Here is a 17,552-nt window from a genome sequence, read left to right as displayed (position 1 = left end):
GTAGCCCCTTATCGTATCAAATCCGTAACTATTCAGCACCGGTTGGCTGAGTCGGGGCTTCTTGCTGCATGAAGGCTGGCACCTCCCCCGCAAACAGTTGCTCCAGTGCGGTATGCGCCGCTACCCCTTGCTTGACGGCGGTCGAGAGAAAGCTACGCATGCGGCAGAAGATCTCAGCACCCTCCCAGGAGCGGAAACAGCCCGAGATTTTCTGCTGGACCTTGGTCATTCGCAGATCGCGTTCCCCCTGGTTGTTGGTGAAGGGAGCGGCAGGGTCGTCGAGGAAGCGCAACACGTCGTCCTCGTACGCCTGGAGGCGTTCCAGGAGGTTGCGCGACTTGGTGCGCTTGGCCCGGCCTCGCGTTCCAGGTGGCGGTTTCACCGGCGGGGGGCACTCGGCGTCCCCTTTCGCCAGGCAATCTCGATAGCGCTGCCGCCAGGCTCGGGTCTCATCGGCCGAGAGGCAGCCGTCGGCCACCTCCACGGCGCGATGCATCTCCAACAACAGGTCATGCAAGGCCTTGGCCCATGCCTGGCCATCGTTCTCCCAGGCCGCTGTCAGCTCCCGAAGGTGGTGCGCATTACAGAGCGCGTGCCGGCAATCCGGATAGCGGTAGTAGGGCTTCCAGTGATCATGCACCAGCACGCCACGCACGAAGGGCAATACGCCGATGGCGTCCATCGCTTCCTGGCCGCGCTTGGGGTGCGGGGCCAACCAGGTCAGGGCCTCGTTGGAGGCGCTGTGTAGCCAGTAGCGTTTGCCACCGACCTGCATTCCGGTTTCATCGGCATGGACGGTGGCTGCTTCACGTAGCGCCGGGATCACCCACTCGGCGAACGCCTCGGCCCGCTGGTAGGCCTCCTGGTTGAAGGCGAACAGGGTGCCGGTGCTCAGCGACAGGCCGCACTGCGAGGTGAGCAACTCGCGGATACGCGCATAGGGCAACAGCTGATACTGGGAGAGATAGACGACATGCGCCTTGAGGCGAGGGCCATACTGGATGGGGCGAGTCACGCCCTCGGGGAATGGCGCCACGTAGCGTTGCCCCTGATCATCTTCGAGGACCTCAGCCTGATATTCGGTGACCACGGCCTGGATTACGATGTCCTGCACTTGGCGCGTTTCGACGCCGACCGGGCGGTAAGAACGCCCCTTGGGGAGTTGCCGACGATCGACACGGAGCTTGACCACCTCGTCGGGGTCCGTCACCGGCGCCAACGTCTTACCCTCATGCCCTGGCTGTCCGCCGGGGCGCCGCTCGCCTTTGGCGCGCGAGCGGCGCTGGCGATTGGGATCCTGGGACGGTGGCTTGCTGCTGTTGCGGCTACTGGTGGCCAGGCGATCGGCCATGAGCTTGACCAGCAGCATCAGCACATCGATGGCGGCACGCAGCGACGGCGAGACCGTCTGGTCTTCCTTGAGCTGCTGCCGGACCCGCTCCAGGGCCTCGTCGACGTTGATATCGCTGATGGTCATATCGCCGCATAGGTGTGCCGAATGATGCTGTGCACTATGCCAGAAAAATCAGCTGGTTGGCGATACCCCATCCGCAGCCACCTGAATAGTTACAATTATTTTTTATTTTTTTGATGCTTGTCAGTTTTTTATTTAAATGTTGGCCTATAGTTAGGGTGCGTTAACAATTGCCGATGGAGATCGGGCTGATTTAGAATATCAGCATTTTTCGGTGATCTATGCCTCGGCTAATGCTACGTGATGACCAATGGGAGCGCATCGAGCACATGCTCCCCGGCAAAGCTTCAGATCGCGGGGTGACGGCCAAGGACAATCGCTTGTTCGTGGAAGCCGTCCTGTGGATCGCCCGGACAGGCGCTCCCTGGCGTGATCTGCCCGACGCCTTCGGTCGCTGGCACACTGTCTACATGCGCTATAACCGGTGGTCTAAGAAGGGGGTCTGGCAGCAGGTTATCGACACATTAGCCGATGATCCCGACATGGAGCAGCTGATGATAGATGGCAGTATCGTCAAAGTTCATCAGCATGGGGCGGCAAAAAAAAAACGGCTCAGAGCACCGAAGCCATGGGGAAATCGCGTGGGGGATTGAGCACCAAGATCCACGCGGCGGTCGATGCCCTCGGCAACCCGGTACGGCTAATCCTCACACCGGGCCAAGCGTCCAAGCGTCTGAGTACGGAGCCGCCCCAGCGTTACTGGCGGGCTTTTCTCCAGCGGCGGTGCTTGGCGACAAGGGGTATGATTCCACCGCTTTGAGGGACATCATTCGAGCGGTGGGCGCCGAGCCGGTGATTCCGCCGAGAAAGAATCGCTTGGAATGCCCCGAGATAGATTGGCACTGTTACAAGGATCGCAACCTGGTAGAAAGGTTCTTCCAGAAAATCAAGCAGTTCAGGCGGCTGGCAACACGCTATGAGCGACTGGCGAGAAACTACCAGTCGCTACTCAACCTTGTATCCGCCGTCATATGGCTGGCCTAATTGTTAACGCTCCCTAGCGTCATGGAAGGTTAAGTGCTGGTGGTTACCCCCAGTGTCAGGATGACTGTCGTGCCCTCTGATACCCTGTTCCTATAAACCGATCAGGGGGCGAAAGGAGACACTCATGCCTCGTTACTCAGAGGAGCGCCGGCAAGCCGTGGTCACCAAGCTGCTGCCTCCCCACAACCTCCTCTCTCCCCGCAGGTGATCGCGGAGCAGGAAGGGATCTCGCTGGGCACCGTCTACACCTGGCGCAAGCAAGCCCGCGCCGAGGGACGTTGCCTGCCGGACGCGCTGGGCAAAGGCACCGATGGCTGGTCGTCCAAGGACAAGTTCAACGCCGTGCTTGAAACCGCCTCGATGAATGCTCAGGAGACCGCGGAATACTGCCGCCGTCGGGGCATCTTCCCCGAACAGCTGGGGCGGTGGCGGCATGACTGCGAGCAAGCCGCCAGCCTCTCGCACTCGGAACGCCAGCGTGAAGCCGACGAGGCCAAGCAACAGCGCAAGCGCATCAAGGCGCTGGAAAAGGAGCTCGCCCGCAAGAACGAGGCCCTGGCGGAGACCGCAGCGTTACTGGCCCTCAGAAAAAAGGCGAGGGCGATCTGGGGGGACGAGGACGCATGATCAGCACCCCAGATCGCCAACGCGCCATCGCGCTGATCGAAGAGGCCAGGGCCCAGGGGGCCCGCCTGGAGGCCGCCTGCCGAGAGCTGGGCATCACCGCCAGGACGTACCAGCGCTGGACGCGCGGCGGCGAGCTGCACGAGGACCAGCGCCCTTTGGTCGGCCGGCCGGTGCCGGCTAACGCGCTAACACCGGCCGAAGAACAGGAGATCCTCGACGTGTGCCACCGCCCCGAGTACGCCAGCCTGCCGCCAGAGCAGATCGTGGTGCGCCTGTTCGACGAGGAGCAGCGCTACTTGGCCTCATCCTCGTCGTTCTACCGCGTGATGCGCAAGCACCACGAAATGGTGCATCGGGGCCGTGCCAAGCCACCTCAACGCCGCGCCAAGCCCACGACCTACCAGGCCACTGCGCCGAATCAGGTGTGGTCGTGGGATTGCACGTGGCTGGGCGGCCCGATCAAGGGACAGCACTACTACCTGGTCATGATGGTCGACATCTTCAGCCGCAAGATCACCAGTTGGGAGGTGTTCCTGGCCGAGTCGGCCTACAACTCCCGCACCGTACTGGAGCGGGCCGTGCTGGCCGAGCGGATCATTGACCAGCCGCTGGTGCTTCACGCGGACAACGGCAGCCCGTTCAAGGGTGCGACGCTGCTGGAGAAGCTTCACGAGCTCGGCATCACGCCATCCTTCAGCCGACCGCGGGTCAGTAACGACAATCCCTACTCAGAGGCGCTGTTCCGCACCTGCAAGTACCGCCCCTGCTACCCCACTGACGGGTTCGCCACGCTCGACAACGCCCGCGAGTGGGTGGCTGGCTTCGTGCAGTGGTACAACCACGAGCACCGGCACAGCGGCATTCGCTTGGTGACACCGGCACAGCGCCATGCGGGCGAAGATAAGGAGGTGCTGGCCAAGCGCCACGTCATCAATCAGGCAGCGCGTGACGCCAACCCTGCGCGATGGAGCGGCAAGACCCGCAACTGGACGCCGATCGGTACCGTGTCACTCAACCCGGAGCGGGAGCTCCAGGTCACCGTCGCCGAACCGGAAAAACAGGTGGCCTGAATGACCTCAGAGGCGACAGATTCCTTGACAACTACCGGTTATATGCCGTAATAAGTGCCTGTTATTTAGCCTGCAAAAATGCATGGCATGGTGATTTATTAGAGGTGGAGAGCAATGGATAACGCACAAACGAGTGATAATAAAGAAGTAAAACGCTTTCGTTTTCCCACGGCTTTTACCATTTTATTTAGTCTGACTATCCTTGCTGCGGTGATGACGTGGTTCGTTCCGGCGGGTCAGTATGAGCGGGAGTTTGACGAATCGTTGGGGCGAGAAGTTACCGTGGTGGGCAGCTATCAAGAAGTAGCGCCTAATCCACAAAATGCCTGGGATGTGTTGATGGCCCCAATAGCAGGGCTTTATGACCCTGCGACCAATGTGGCCAACGCAATCGATGTGGCGCTTTTTGTACTGATTATTGGCGGTTTTATTGGTGTTGTGACGGCGACCGGGGCGATTGATGCCGGTATTGGGCGAGCCATGAAACGCATGGTAGGGCATGAGAAATGGATAATTCCATTGCTAATGGGGCTATTCGCCCTCGGTGGCTCTACCTATGGAATGGCCGAGGAGACGCTGGCCTTCTACATGCTGTTAATTCCCATCATCATTGCCGCTGGCTATGACTCGGTAACGGCCGTTGCCATCATCCTGCTAGGGGCAGGTGTGGGGGTGTTGGGTTCAACAGTCAATGCCTTCGCGACGGTCATCGCTTCCGATGCTGCTGGTATCCCTTTCACCGAAGGTCTTGTTCTGAGGCTGGTGATTCTTGCGCTTTGTTTCGTGGCGACGGTTCTATATGTGATGCGCTATGCAGCCCGTGTTCGCCGCAGTCACGATGCTTCCATTGTCAGTGATCAGTACGAGGCGGATCGCGAGTATTTTCTGAGCCAGCGCGACGCGGAAACGTTGCCGTTTACCCGCACCCGTAAGCTAGTACTCATTCTGTTCGCGTGCACCTTCATCATTATGGTGTGGGGTGTATTGGCAGCCGATTGGTGGATGGGCGAAATGACGGCACTCTTTCTGGCATCCAGCCTAGTGGTCGGCGTTGTTTCCCGGTTGGGTGAGGTGCGCTTTGTTGACTCCTTTGTAGGCGGCGCCAAGGAGCTATTAGGCGTGGCGCTAATTATCGGCCTGGCCAGAGGGATCGTTGTCATTATGGATGCCGGCCTTGTCACCGACACGCTACTGCATTGGTCTGAAGAGCGGGTGAGTGGTCTTTCCAGCGTCGCCTTTATAAACGTGATGTATTGGTTACAGGTGATGATGTCGTTTTTTGTCCCCTCTTCATCAGGGTTAGCGGTGATGAGTATGCCTGTTCTAGCCCCGATGGCGGACTTCGCTGGGGTGGGGCGAGATCTGGTGGTGACCGCTTATCAATCGGCGAACGGATTAGTGAACCTAATCAACCCGACCTTTGCCGTGGTCATGGGGGCGTTGGCAATTGGGCGTGTGCCCTATGAGCGCTGGCTGCGATTCATGTGGCCGCTGCTGTTGATCCTGACGGTGATCATTCTTGCCTGCCTGAGTCTGGCAGCTCTTATAGGCTGAGATTCGTCGGCAGCACTTCAACTTTGTGTTGGTCGTGGCCACAAGCCGCTAAGCCAATGATGAAACGATACGTGCCTACTGGCATGCGACAAGGAGAAACGCAATGTCTACCAATGCCTCAACGCTTGGCGTTCATTCCGAAGCAGGCAAATTACGTAAGGTAATGGTCTGCTCGCCAGGGTTGGCCCATCAGCGTCTAACGCCGAGTAATTGTGATGATTTACTGTTCGACGACGTACTGTGGGTAAGCCAAGCTAAGCGTGATCACTTCGATTTTGTGACCAAAATGCGCGAGCGTGGCGTGGAAGTGCTGGAAATGCACAACCTGTTGACGGACACCCTCAAAATTCCTGAGGCGCGCAGTTGGCTCCTGGATCGCAAGATTACTGCCAATCAAGTGGGGTTAGGGCTACAGGATGAAGTGCGTGCTTGGCTTGATGATATGGAGCCGCGCCGACTCGCTGAGTTTCTTATTGGCGGGGTGTCAGCCAATGATATGGCGGGGTCTCAGGGAGGTGAAATCCTCAAAATGTTTCGTGATTACCTGGGCCATTCAAGCTTTATTCTACCGCCACTACCGAATACTCAGTTCACCCGTGACACCACGTGCTGGATCTATGGCGGTGTGACATTGAACCCGATGCACTGGCAGGCTCGGCGCCAAGAAACGCTGCTTACCGCGGCGATCTACAAATTTCATCCCGAATTTGAAAAAGCCGACTTTCAGGTCTGGTACGGCGATCCTGATGTGGATCATGGCCTAGCGACTCTGGAAGGTGGAGACGTGATGCCGATAGGCAACGGCGTTGTGCTGATTGGAATGGGCGAACGCAGCTCTCGTCAGGCCATTGGCCAAGTGGCACAGGCGCTATTCTCTGCCGGTGCGGCCAAGCGAATCGTTGTAGCAGGCCTGCCAAAATCTCGCTCGGCGATGCATGTGGATACCGTATTCAGCTTTTGTGACCATGATCTGGTAACCATTTTTCCTGAAGTCGTGCGTAATATCGTCGCCTTCAGCCTCAGGCCAGATGAGAGTCGCCCAGGGAGGATCGATGTACGCCGAGAAGAAAACAGCTTCCTTGAGGTGGTCGCTGAGTCGCTCGGTTTGCCCGCCTTGCGCGTGGTTGAAACGGGCGGTGACAGTTTCGAATCAGAGCGTGAGCAGTGGGATGACGGTAACAATGTTGTGGCACTCGAGCCCGGTGTGGTGATCGGCTACGACCGCAATACGTCGACGAATACGCTGCTACGCAAAGCGGGCGTGGAAGTTATCACCATTAGCGCTAGCGAGCTTGGTCGCGGCCGTGGTGGTGGCCACTGCATGACCTGCCCGATCATTCGTGACCCCATTGACTACTGAGAGCGTTCACCATGGCATTTAATATTCATCACCGTAGCCTGCTTAGCCTCATGCATCATAGCGAGCGTGAGCTTTGCTATATGCTCGACCTTGCCCGCGACCTCAAGCGCGCCAAATACTCCGGTACGGAGCAGCAACTTCTCAAGGGGCAGAATATTGCGTTGATCTTCGAGAAGACATCAACCCGTACCCGGTGTGCCTTCGAAGTGGCCGCATACGACCAAGGCGCCAATATTACCTTCATTGACCCAGGCTCCTCGCAAATTGGCCATAAAGAGAGCATGAAAGATACCGCTCGTGTGTTGGGCCGCATGTACGACGCTATTGAATATCGCGGCTTTAAACAGGAAGTTGTCGAAGAGCTGGCCAGCTATGCGGGCGTGCCGGTTTACAACGGTTTAACCGAGGAGTATCACCCGACACAAATGCTCGCCGACGTGATGACCATGCGGGAGCATACACAAAAGCCGTTACACCAGATCAGCTATGCCTATGTGGGCGATGCCCATAACAACATGGGCAAATCGCTACTATTAATTGGTGCCAAGCTTGGCATGGATGTACGCATCGCTGCTCCCAAAGCGTTGTGGCCTTCTCAAGAACACATCGATGCTTGCCAGCGTTTTGCGGAGGAAAGTGGTGCCACTATTACGTTGACCGAGGACCCAGAAGCGGCGGTTAAAGGTGTCGACTTTATCCACACGGACGTGTGGGTCTCGATGGGCGAGCCAGTAGAAGCCTGGGGGGAGCGAATTGAGCAGCTCCTCCCTTATCAGGTAAACAGCAGCCTGATGCAGTGTTCAGGTAATCCGCGCGTCAAATTCATGCACTGTTTACCAGCCTTCCACAATACGGAAACTAAAATCGGCAAGCAGGTGGCTGATCAATACCCGCACTTGGCTAATGGCATTGAAGTGACTGAGGAGGTCTTCGAGTCGCCGGCCTGTATTGCGTTTGAACAGGCGGAAAACCGCATGCACACCATCAAGGCGGTGCTTGTTGCCACCTTGGGCGGGGTCTGAGGAGAAATGTCGATGCGAATTGTCGTTGCACTGGGTGGAAATGCCTTACTACGTCGTGGAGAGCCGATGACAGCAGAGGCTCAGCGTGGAAATATTAGAATTGCCTGTGAACAAATTGCCAGGATTGCACCAGGTAATGAATTGGTAATCGCCCACGGCAACGGCCCGCAAGTTGGGTTGCTGGCACTGCAGGGGGCCGCTTACACGGATGTTAGTGCCTACCCACTGGATGTTCTAGGTGCAGAAACGGAAGGCATGATCGGTTATATGATTGAGCAGGAACTCGGCAACCTGCTGCCTGTTGAGGTTCCGCTGGCTACTTTATTAACACAAGTGGAAGTTGACCTTGATGACCCTGCGTTTCAGCACCCCAGCAAGCCGATAGGCCCGGTTTATACAGCGGAAGAGGCCGAACGCTTGGCTAAGGAAAAAGGCTGGAGCATTGCACCCGATGGGGACAAATTCCGTCGTGTAGTTGCCAGCCCGCGTCCCAACAGAATTTTCGAGATTCTCCCGGTAAAGTGGCTTCTCGAAAAAGGAACGATCGTCATTTGTGCTGGCGGGGGAGGGATTCCTACTGCCTACGACGAAAATAATAAACTCAATGGCGTAGAGGCAGTGATCGATAAGGATCTCTGTTCGGCCTTACTCGCTGAGCAGTTGCAGGCTGATTTGCTGATCATTGCGACGGATGTTGATGCTGCTTATATCGACTGGAATGGGCCAAACCACAAAGCGATCGCTAGTGCTCATCCGGACGTGCTGGATGACATGCAGTTTGCGGCGGGCTCCATGGGGCCAAAAATAGAGGCAGCATGCAGCTACAGCAGGAATACCGGTAAAGAAGCGGTTATTGGCGCACTGGCTGATATTGAAGAAATTCTTCAGGGAGCCGCCGGCACCCGTGTTAGCACCAACATACAGGGCATTAACTTCCGTTAGGTGCTTTTACTAGGAAGCTTTGTTAGAGAGCTTTGTTTGGCAGCCTTGCATTAGCTTTTGGTTTTAAAAGTAGTCTTGTAGTGGCTTCTTATGACAAAAAATAAGTTGCTGATCTAGCTTGGATTTCTCATAGTACCTCAGCCAGTACCGCACTCAGGCTGTAACACCGCTAAACACCTACTGGCTCGACTTACATCGGCTACTTTTTAACCACTTTCCGGCGTTCAGACACACTTCCCCCTTTCCCCCATTGCTTCGGGCCGGGGGCGCCCGAGCAGTCAGTTAGGAACCAACCGCCTGACGAGATCGGATAGCGCCGTTTTATAGGGGTAGCTGTCACTCATGAGTACTCGGATTCGACGCGTATTGCGGATGATGACCGCGCCTACTTTGATGAGCTTGAGCCTCAGGTTGCTCGGACTCATGCGCGCGAAGGGCGTGTGCTTCAGATAAGTCCGTAACCGCTCGAACAGCGTATAAGCGAAGCCCGACAAGATCAGCCGCCACTGATTGGCCCACCAGTGCGTGCTGGAGGTCCGGTCAGCAAACAGGCTCAGTTGTTGATCCTTGATCCGGTTCTCCATGTCACCCCGGGCACAGTACTGCTCGTAGTAAAGCTTGAAGCCATCATCGTAACGGGAACTGATGATAAACCGGGGGTAACTATTCAGCACCGGTTGGCTGAGTCGGGGCTTCTTGCTGCATGAAGGCTGGCACCTCCCCCGCAAACAGTTGCTCCAGTGCGGTATGCGCCGCTACCCCTTGCTTGACGGCGGTCGAGAGAAAGCTACGCATGCGGCAGAAGATCTCAGCACCCTCCCAGGAGCGGAAACAGCCCGAGATTTTCTGCTGGACCTTGGTCATTCGCAGATCGCGTTCCCCCTGGTTGTTGGTGAAGGGAGCGGCAGGGTCGTCGAGGAAGCGCAACACGTCGTCCTCGTACGCCTGGAGGCGTTCCAGGAGGTTGCGCGACTTGGTGCGCTTGGCCCGGCCTCGCGTTCCAGGTGGCGGTTTCACCGGCGGGGGGCACTCGGCGTCCCCTTTCGCCAGGCAATCTCGATAGCGCTGCCGCCAGGCTCGGGTCTCATCGGCCGAGAGGCAGCCGTCGGCCACCTCCACGGCGCGATGCATCTCCAACAACAGGTCATGCAAGGCCTTGGCCCATGCCTGGCCATCGTTCTCCCAGGCCGCTGTCAGCTCCCGAAGGTGGTGCGCATTACAGAGCGCGTGCCGGCAATCCGGATAGCGGTAGTAGGGCTTCCAGTGATCATGCACCAGCACGCCACGCACGAAGGGCAATACGCCGATGGCGTCCATCGCTTCCTGGCCGCGCTTGGGGTGCGGGGCCAACCAGGTCAGGGCCTCGTTGGAGGCGCTGTGTAGCCAGTAGCGTTTGCCACCGACCTGCATTCCGGTTTCATCGGCATGGACGGTGGCTGCTTCACGTAGCGCCGGGATCACCCACTCGGCGAACGCCTCGGCCCGCTGGTAGGCCTCCTGGTTGAAGGCGAACAGGGTGCCGGTGCTCAGCGACAGGCCGCACTGCGAGGTGAGCAACTCGCGGATACGCGCATAGGGCAACAGCTGATACTGGGAGAGATAGACGACGACATGCGCCTTGAGGCGAGGGCCATACTGGATGGGGCGAGTCACGCCCTCGGGGAATGGCGCCACGTAGCGTTGCCCCTGATCATCTTCGAGGACCTCAGCCTGATATTCGGTGACCACGGCCTGGATTACGATGTCCTGCACTTGGCGCGTTTCGACGCCGACCGGGCGGTAAGAACGCCCCTTGGGGAGTTGCCGACGATCGACACGGAGCTTGACCACCTCGTCGGGGTCCGTCACCGGCGCCAACGTCTTACCCTCATGCCCTGGCTGTCCGCCGGGGCGCCGCTCGCCTTTGGCGCGCGAGCGGCGCTGGCGATTGGGATCCTGGGACGGTGGCTTGCTGCTGTTGCGGCTACTGGTGGCCAGGCGATCGGCCATGAGCTTGACCAGCAGCATCAGCACATCGATGGCGGCACGCAGCGACGGCGAGACCGTCTGGTCTTCCTTGAGCTGCTGCCGGACCCGCTCCAGGGCCTCGTCGACGTTGATATCGCTGATGGTCATATCACCGCATAGGTGTGCCGAATGATGCTGTGCACTATGCCAGAAAAATCAGCTGGTTGGCGATATCCCATCCGCAGCCACCTGAATAGTTACTCAAATCCCTCCCACCACCCGGTTTCAGGCGAGTGCCGAGAACGCCCGGGCCGTAAGTCCTCCGCTTCAGGTCAGTCGGGGCGAGCATTGGGAAAGAACAGCGGCTCGCCGTTGACGGTGAACTCCGCGATGGCCTGCTGGCCCTGCTCGGAGAGCAGCCACTGGTGCCACCGCTCGGCCAGGTCGTGCTTCAGGTGGGGGTGGCGCTCCGGGTCGATCAGGATGCTGCCGTACTGGTTGAAGAGCGCCTCGTCGCCCTCGAAGAGCAGCGCGAGCGACTGGCGGTTGCGAAAGGCCGCCCAGGTGGCGCGGTCGCTCATCACGTAGGCGTCCATGGCGGCGGCGGTGTTCAACGTCGGGCCCATGCCGCTGCCGAGTTCGCGGTACCACCACCCCCCCCCGGGCTTGACGCCCGCCGCTTCCCAGAGGCGCTGCTCGGCGCGGTGGGTGCCGCTGTCGTCACCGCGGGAGGCGAAGGGCGCCTCGGCCTCGGCGATCCGGCGCAGGGCCTCAGCCACGCTCTCGGCCTCGGCGATGCCGGTGGGGTCCTCGGCGGGGCCGATGATCACGAAGTCGTTATACATCACGTCGGCGCGCTCGGTGGCGTAGCCCGCCTCGACGAAGCGCCGTTCCCCCTCGCCGTCGTGGACCAGCAGACCGTCGGCATCGCCACGGCGGGCGATCTCGAAGGCCTGGCCGGTGCCCACGGCCACCACCCGCACCCGGATGCCGGTGGCCTCGGCGAAGGCCGGCAGCAGGTGACCGAAGAGCCCGGACTGCTCGGTGGAGGTGGTCGAGGCCAGGACGATATGGTCGTCAGCGGCGTGGACCGGTGCCAGGCCGGCGCTGCCGGCCAGTAGCAGGGCGGTCAGGGCGATCGCGCGTGGCGTCATGCTGCTCTCCTCGAGAGAAAAGGGGCTACCAGACCAGTTCGCCGCGCAGGAAGGCCTGCCCCTCGGGCGTCCGCGGTGCCGCGAAGAAGCGCTCGGCCGGGGTGTGCTCGATCAGCCGACCACCGTAGAGCAGCACCACCTCGTCGGCCAGGCGCTTCGCCTGGTTCAGGTCATGGGTGGTCATGACGATGCGCGTGCCGCGGGCATGGAAGTCGCGCACGGCCTCCTCCACGGCGCGGATCGCCGCCGGGTCCAGCGCCGAGGTGGGCTCGTCCAGGAACAGCACCTCGGGGCGGGTGAGCCAGGCGCGGGCCAGCGCCAGGCGCTGCTGTTCGCCGCCGGAGAGCACCCGGGCCGGGCGCTTCTCCAGGGCGGCCAGGCCGAAGCGGGTGAGGGCCTCCCGGGCCCGCTCGCGGCGCTCGCCGCGGGGCGTGCCGGTCACCGCCAGCGCATAGGTGAGGTTCTCCAGAGCGCTGCGTCGCAGCAGCACCGGGCGCTGGAAGACCATGGCCTGGCGGGGCGTGATGCCCTCCCAGCGCACTCGGCCCGCACTGGGCGCCAGCAGGCCATGGGCCAGGCGCAGCAGCAGGCTCTTGCCGGCGCCGTTGGGGCCCATCACCAGGGTGCGGCGACAGCCGCTGAGGCGCAGGTCGAGCGGCTGCAGCAGCGACTGGCCGCGGTGGCTGACGCTCACCCCCTCGAAGGCCTGCGGGGTGATCCCGGCGGTGGTGGCGGGACGGAGCATGTCGTTCATCCCAGCCGTCTCCGCGCCGTCTCGCCGACCAGGTGAGCGGCGGCGTTGACCAGCAGCACCAGCCCCAGCAGCACCAGGCCGAGCCCGAGGGCCAGCGGCAGGTTGCCCTTGCTGGTCTCGAGCACGATGGCGGTGGTCATCACCCGGGTGACGCCGTCGATGTTGCCGCCGACGATCATCACCGCCCCTACCTCGGCGCTGGCGCGGCCGAAGCCGGCCAGCACCACGGTGAGCAGCGAGAACCGCGCGTCCCACAGCAGGGTGGGAATCATGCGCGGCCGCGAGACGCCGAGGGAGCGCAGCTGCTCGCGGTACTCGCTGTGGAGCTCTTCGATCTGCTGGCGGGTCAGGGCGGCGATGATCGGCAGGATCAGGATCACCTGGGCGATGACCATGGCGGTGGGGGTGAAGAGCAGGCCGAACTGGCCCAGGGGGCCCGCCCGGGAGAGCAGCAGGTAGACGGTGAGCCCCGCCACCACCGGCGGCAGGCCCATCAGCGCATTCAGCGCCACGATCACAGCGCCGCGCCCGGGGAAGCGCCACAGCGCCAGCGCCGCGCCCAGCGGTAGGGCGAGCAGGGCGGCGATCAGCACCGCGCTCAGCGAGACCTGCAGCGAGAGCGCCACGATGCCGAGCAGCACCGGATCCATGCCCAGGATCAGGGCGAGGGCGGTCTGGAAGGCGTTGGCGTCGGCAGGCATCGTGTTCTCCTGTTACGTCACCTGCATCATAACAGTGCCCTCGCCGTCGCGAGCGTTGATGGTCCCGGACCTACCCCGCCTCAGAACGAGCCGACCAGCGTACCCAGGGCGATCAGCAGCACCAGCGAGAGGATCGGGACCACCACGGCCACCACCGCGATATCCAGATAGGCCTGGCGATGGGTCAGGCCGCAGATGGAGAGCAGCGTGATCACCGCGCCGTTGTGGGGCAGGGCATCCAGCCCGCCGGTGGCGACGGCCGTGACCCGGTGCAGCAGCTCGGGGGCGATGCCGGCGGCCTGGCCCATGGCCAGGTAGGTGTCGCCCAGCGTGGCCAGGGCGATGCTCATGCCGCCGGAGGCCGAGCCGGTCATGCCCGCCAGCAGGTTGACCGCGATGGCGAGAGAGATCAGCGGGTTGTCGCCGCCCACCGAGGTCACCCAGAGGCTGATCGCCTCGAAGGCGGCGAGCGAGGCGATCACCGAACCGAAGCCGACCAGGCTGGCGGTGTTGAAGATCGGCAGCAGCGAGGCGTTGGCGCCGCTGTCCAGGGTGGTGGTGAGCGACTCGAGGCGCCTGAGGTTAGCGACGATGATCACCGCGATGGCGACCACCAGGGCGGCGATCACCGACCAGACCCCGCGCACCGACTCGATGCTGGTCGCACCATAGGCCGGCTCGGCGAGATACCCCGTCTCCATGGCCGGGATCACCACCGCCGTGAACAGCAGGTTCAGGGCGATCACCAGCACGATGGGCAGCAGCGCCAGCGGCAGGGGGGGGCAGGTCGCGCACCGCCGGCGGCGGGGTCATCTCGGCCAGGTCGAAGCCTTCGCCCGCCGCGCGCTCCCGCAGGTGGCCGGCGGTAGGCGCATTGTCCTGGTGCTCGCCGTAGCCTTCGCCGGCCAGCCGCGCCTGGCGCGCCCGACGGTTCAGCCAGGCCTGTCCCAGCACCAGCATGACCAGGCCGGTGAGGATGCCGAGGCCCGGCGCGGCAAACGGCGAAGTGCCGAAGTAGGGCATGGGAATGGCGTTCTGGATCGCCGGCGTGCCCGGAAGCGCGGTCATGGTGAAGGTGAAGGCGCCGAGTGCGATGGTGCCGGGGATCAGCCGCTTGGGCAGGTTGGCCTGGCGAAACAGCGCCGCGGCGATCGGGTAGACCGCGAAGGCCACCACGAACAGCGAGACGCCGCCGTAGGTCATCACCGCACAGGCGAGCACCACCGCCAGGATGGCGCGGGCGTCGCCCAGGCGCTTCACGATGGCGCTGGCCAGCACCTCGGCGCTGCCCGAATCCTCCATCAGCTTGCCGAAGATCGCCCCCAGCAGGAACAGCGGGAAGAAGCGCAGGATGAAATCGCTGGCGGCCCCCATGAAGACCTGGGTGTAGCTGGCCAGCAGGGGCGTATCGACCGAGACCAGCGCCACCAGGGCCGCCAGCAGCGGGGCGAGGATCAGCAGGCTGAGCCCGCGGTAGGCCAGGACCATCAGCAGCACCAGCGCCACGATGATTGCCATGATGCCGGTCATCGGGCGTCTCCCCGGTCGGGTGCCGTTTCGGTTCGTAAGGGGGAATAGCGTGCCATGCCTGCTCCTGCTCATCCGTCAATGCTGCAGTGCAGTATAGGCGTGAGGACCGAGGTTGTCTCCCGCCTGGGGGCAACGTTAGTCGTCAACGTGGGCGGTCAGCGCCGCCGAACAGCCCTGCCGTTCAGAGACGTCCCTCAGCAGAGCCGGCTGCCCAGCAGCAGCTGGGCAGCATCGAGGTGGTGCCAGCCCCACCAGACCAGGGCGAGGGCCATGGCGGTCAGCAGGGCGGCGGCGATCGGCAGCAGGAGTGAGCGACTCATGCCTCGGCCTCCGTGGGAGCGGGGCGGCTGACCGGCCGCTCGCTGATGAACCAGTGCAGGGCGGCGGCCACCACCGAGAGCAGGATGGCGATGTTCCATACCACAGCGTAGTCGCCCTGCAGGTCGTAGAGGAAGCCCCCCAGCCAGACCCCCATGAAGGAGCCGAGCTGGTGGAAGAGGAAGACGATGCCGCCCAGCATGGAGAGGTGCTGGACGCCGAATACCGAGGCGACGATGCCGTTGGTCAGCGGCACCGTGGAGAGCCACAGCAGGCCCATGGCGATGCCGAAGAGGTAGGCGCTGCCGGGGCTGAGCGGCGCGACCAGGAAGAGGGTGATGACCACGCCGCGGATCAGGTAGAGCCAGGTGAGCAGGCGCGGCTTGGAGTAGCGCCCCCCGAGCCAGCCGGCGGCGTAGGTGCCGAATATGTTGAACAGGCCGACCAGGGCCAGCACGGTGCTGCCCACCTGCACGGCGATGCCGTTGTCGAAAAGGTAGCCGGGCAGGTGTACGCCGATGAACACCACCTGGAAGCCGCACACGAAGAAGCCGAGGCAGAGCAGCCAGAAGCCGCGATGGTTGGCGGCCTCGTTGAGCGCCGCGCCCAGGCTGATGTCGCTGGCGGCCTTGGCCGAGGGGCGGTCGCGCAGCATGGCGCCCAGCGGCAGCATCAGCGCGGCGATGGCGCCCATAGCCAGCAGCGCCGCCGACCAGCCGAGCCATCCCATCAGGCCGAGGGTGCCGGGCAGCATTGCGAACTGGCCGAAGGAGCCGGCGGCGCTGACGATGCCCATGGCCATGCTGCGCTTCTCCGGGGCTACCGCGCGGCCCACGGCGCCGAGGATCACCGAGAAGGTGGTGCCGGAGAGCCCCAGGCCGATCAGGATGCCGGCGGAGAGGGTCATGCCCAGCGCCGATTCCGAGAGGCCCATGAACAGCAGGCCCAGGGCATAGAGGGCGCCGCCGATGACCACCACGCGGGCAGCGCCGAAGCGATCGGCCAGGGCCCCGGCGAAGGGCTGGGAGAGCCCCCACAGCAGGTTCTGCAGGGCGAGGGCAAAGGCGAAGGCGAAGACGCCGCGGCCCCAGCCCAGCTCGGTGCTCATGGGCTCGAGGAACAGGCCGAAGCCATGGCGCAGGCCCATGGCCAGGGTGACGACCAGGCTGCCCAGTACGATAAGCAGCAGGGAATGACGGCGCACGCTCTCCATGGGAGGTCCCGTTTGCAGACTAATGATAGGCCTACTATGCGACGGGCGTCGCCGCTTGGCTACTGTCGCTGACTGGCGACGCCGCTGTCGTCGACGCGCCACATGGGCGCCTGCCGGGCGCTTGGATAGAATGGGTGGCGATGAAGTTCCCCTGATAGAGAACAAGGAGGTCGTATGTCACGGCACCTGTATTTGCCCCTCATGCTGGTGGCGGCCAGCCTGGTCATGGCCGGCTGCAGCTATACCCCTGCCCGCATCAAGTCCGAACCGCTGATCGTCATCGATGACGACCGAGGCGGCCACTCGCGCGGCGGCTACTTCTGCCCGCCGGGGCAGGCCAAGAAGGGGCGTTGCTGACGACGCGGCAGTGAGGTTGCACGTTTTTTCCCCGCTCCGGTCTGGCGATTGGCCGGCGGCGGGTACAAGGTTATAGAACACTGTTTGCGTTTCGCCGGCCCGCCAGAGGCCACCGTCATCCACGATGACGGGCAGCGACACCGAACCGGGAACGAAGGGAGCCCCTTTTCTCGACTGCCTTGCGAGGTAACTCCATGAGGACTCCCGTGCGCTTGCTGATGCTGGCCATGGTGGCATCTACCCTGACCCTGGCGGGCTGCAGCTATACCCCTGCCCGAGTCGAGACCCGCCCGCTGATCGAGGTGGACGGCTACAGCGGCCATCGCCACTATCGCGGGGATGATCGTCGTTACTATCGCGATCGCCATCGGCGGGTGGAGCGGTACTACTACTATGATGACCGTCGCCATGACCGCCGCGGCAGGGGCTTCTGTCCGCCCGGGCTGAGGATGCAGGGGCGCTGCTGAGTGCCCCGGTGACTTCGCTTCGGGGCTTGATCCGGCACCGCCCTCGGGCGGTGCCGGCGTTTCGGTGCGAGGTCTCGC

General features: G+C 62.2%; 15 protein-coding genes and 3 pseudogenes. 8 read left to right on the top strand and 10 right to left on the bottom strand.

Annotation, left to right across the window (positions count from 1 at the left end; genetic code table 11):
• Nucleotides 1-28 precede the first annotated feature (28 nt).
• Nucleotides 29-1,477 carry an IS66 family transposase gene (tnpC, locus tag B6N23_RS02915; protein WP_022519762.1) on the bottom strand — a complete coding sequence of 483 codons (1,449 nt, stop codon included), beginning with the start codon at nt 1,475-1,477 and terminating at the stop codon, nt 29-31.
• A gap of 218 nt (nt 1,478-1,695) precedes the next feature.
• Between tnpC (B6N23_RS02915) and B6N23_RS02910 the strand changes: the two are divergent.
• The 6 genes and pseudogenes from B6N23_RS02910 to arcC all read left to right on the top strand — a co-directional run bounded on the left by B6N23_RS02910 (nt 1,696) and on the right by arcC (nt 9,033).
• Nucleotides 1,696-2,458 (top strand): annotated as a pseudogene (locus B6N23_RS02910) (IS5 family transposase).
• Nucleotides 2,459-2,582: 124 nt separating this feature from the next.
• Nucleotides 2,583-4,155: pseudogene (locus B6N23_RS02905) on the top strand (IS3 family transposase).
• Nucleotides 4,156-4,269: 114 nt separating this feature from the next.
• A complete protein-coding gene (locus B6N23_RS02900) occupies nt 4,270-5,709 on the top strand; it encodes a YfcC family protein (protein WP_305501668.1) in 1,440 nt (479 codons plus the stop codon).
• 103 nt (nt 5,710-5,812) lie between these two features.
• Nucleotides 5,813-7,069, top strand: coding sequence for an arginine deiminase (arcA, locus tag B6N23_RS02895; protein ID WP_305501667.1), 1,257 nt, complete (start codon nt 5,813-5,815; stop codon nt 7,067-7,069).
• An 11-nt stretch (nt 7,070-7,080) separates the two neighbouring features.
• Entirely contained in the window at nt 7,081-8,091 is a 1,011-nt protein-coding gene (locus B6N23_RS02890; RefSeq protein ID WP_305501666.1) for an ornithine carbamoyltransferase, read from the top strand.
• A gap of 12 nt (nt 8,092-8,103) precedes the next feature.
• Nucleotides 8,104-9,033 carry a carbamate kinase gene (gene arcC / locus B6N23_RS02885; protein WP_305501665.1) on the top strand — a complete coding sequence of 310 codons (930 nt, stop codon included), beginning with the start codon at nt 8,104-8,106 and terminating at the stop codon, nt 9,031-9,033.
• Between the two features lie 278 nt (nt 9,034-9,311).
• Here arcC and B6N23_RS02880 read toward each other — a convergent pair.
• The 9 genes and pseudogenes from B6N23_RS02880 to B6N23_RS02845 form a co-directional block, all read right to left on the bottom strand.
• Nucleotides 9,312-9,698 (bottom strand): annotated as a pseudogene (locus B6N23_RS02880) (transposase); the annotation flags it as partial.
• Entirely contained in the window at nt 9,697-11,148 is a 1,452-nt protein-coding gene (gene tnpC / locus B6N23_RS02875; protein WP_305501664.1) for an IS66 family transposase, read from the bottom strand. The gene tnpC (B6N23_RS02875) and the pseudogene B6N23_RS02880, both read right to left, overlap by 2 nt.
• Before the next feature lie 164 nt (nt 11,149-11,312).
• Nucleotides 11,313-12,134: an ABC transporter substrate-binding protein gene (locus tag B6N23_RS02870; protein ID WP_305501663.1), complete on the bottom strand. Its 822-nt coding sequence runs from the start codon at nt 12,132-12,134 to the stop codon at nt 11,313-11,315.
• Nucleotides 12,135-12,159: 25 nt separating this feature from the next.
• Nucleotides 12,160-12,888, bottom strand: coding sequence for an ATP-binding cassette domain-containing protein (locus B6N23_RS02865; protein WP_305501662.1), 729 nt, complete (start codon nt 12,886-12,888; stop codon nt 12,160-12,162).
• The gene (locus tag B6N23_RS02860; RefSeq protein ID WP_305501661.1) at nt 12,885-13,589 is read right to left on the bottom strand and encodes an ABC transporter permease; all 705 of its coding nucleotides are present in this window, start codon (nt 13,587-13,589) and stop codon (nt 12,885-12,887) included. The genes B6N23_RS02865 and B6N23_RS02860 overlap by 4 nt, the downstream gene beginning before the upstream one ends.
• 80 nt (nt 13,590-13,669) lie before the next feature.
• Nucleotides 13,670-14,218, bottom strand: a complete 549-nt coding sequence (locus B6N23_RS17025) for a hypothetical protein (RefSeq protein ID WP_369424856.1) — start codon at nt 14,216-14,218, stop codon at nt 13,670-13,672.
• Entirely contained in the window at nt 14,172-15,119 is a 948-nt protein-coding gene (locus B6N23_RS02855; protein WP_369424854.1) for a GntP family permease, read from the bottom strand. Before B6N23_RS02855 ends, B6N23_RS17025 begins: the two co-directional genes overlap by 47 nt.
• Nucleotides 15,120-15,313: 194 nt before the next feature.
• Nucleotides 15,314-15,439, bottom strand: a complete 126-nt coding sequence (locus B6N23_RS02850; protein ID WP_258306303.1) for a hypothetical protein — start codon at nt 15,437-15,439, stop codon at nt 15,314-15,316.
• Nucleotides 15,436-16,650, bottom strand: a complete 1,215-nt coding sequence (locus B6N23_RS02845; protein ID WP_305501660.1) for an MFS transporter — start codon at nt 16,648-16,650, stop codon at nt 15,436-15,438. The genes B6N23_RS02850 and B6N23_RS02845 overlap by 4 nt, the downstream gene beginning before the upstream one ends.
• Before the next feature lie 174 nt (nt 16,651-16,824).
• Here B6N23_RS02845 and B6N23_RS02840 point away from each other — a divergent pair, with 174 nt between their 5' ends.
• Together B6N23_RS02840 and B6N23_RS02835 are read left to right on the top strand one after the other, a co-directional pair.
• Nucleotides 16,825-17,007: a hypothetical protein gene (locus tag B6N23_RS02840; protein WP_119022508.1), complete on the top strand. Its 183-nt coding sequence runs from the start codon at nt 16,825-16,827 to the stop codon at nt 17,005-17,007.
• A 194-nt stretch (nt 17,008-17,201) separates the two neighbouring features.
• Nucleotides 17,202-17,474, top strand: coding sequence for a hypothetical protein (locus tag B6N23_RS02835; protein ID WP_119022507.1), 273 nt, complete (start codon nt 17,202-17,204; stop codon nt 17,472-17,474).
• The last annotated feature ends 78 nt before the right edge of the window (nt 17,475-17,552 follow it).

The organism is Halomonas alkalicola (genome assembly GCF_030704205.1).
GTDB lineage: Bacteria > Pseudomonadota > Gammaproteobacteria > Pseudomonadales > Halomonadaceae > Halomonas > Halomonas alkalicola.
The sequence above is the reverse complement of the archived record's forward strand: the minus strand, read 5'-3'. Positions and strand labels throughout refer to the sequence as shown.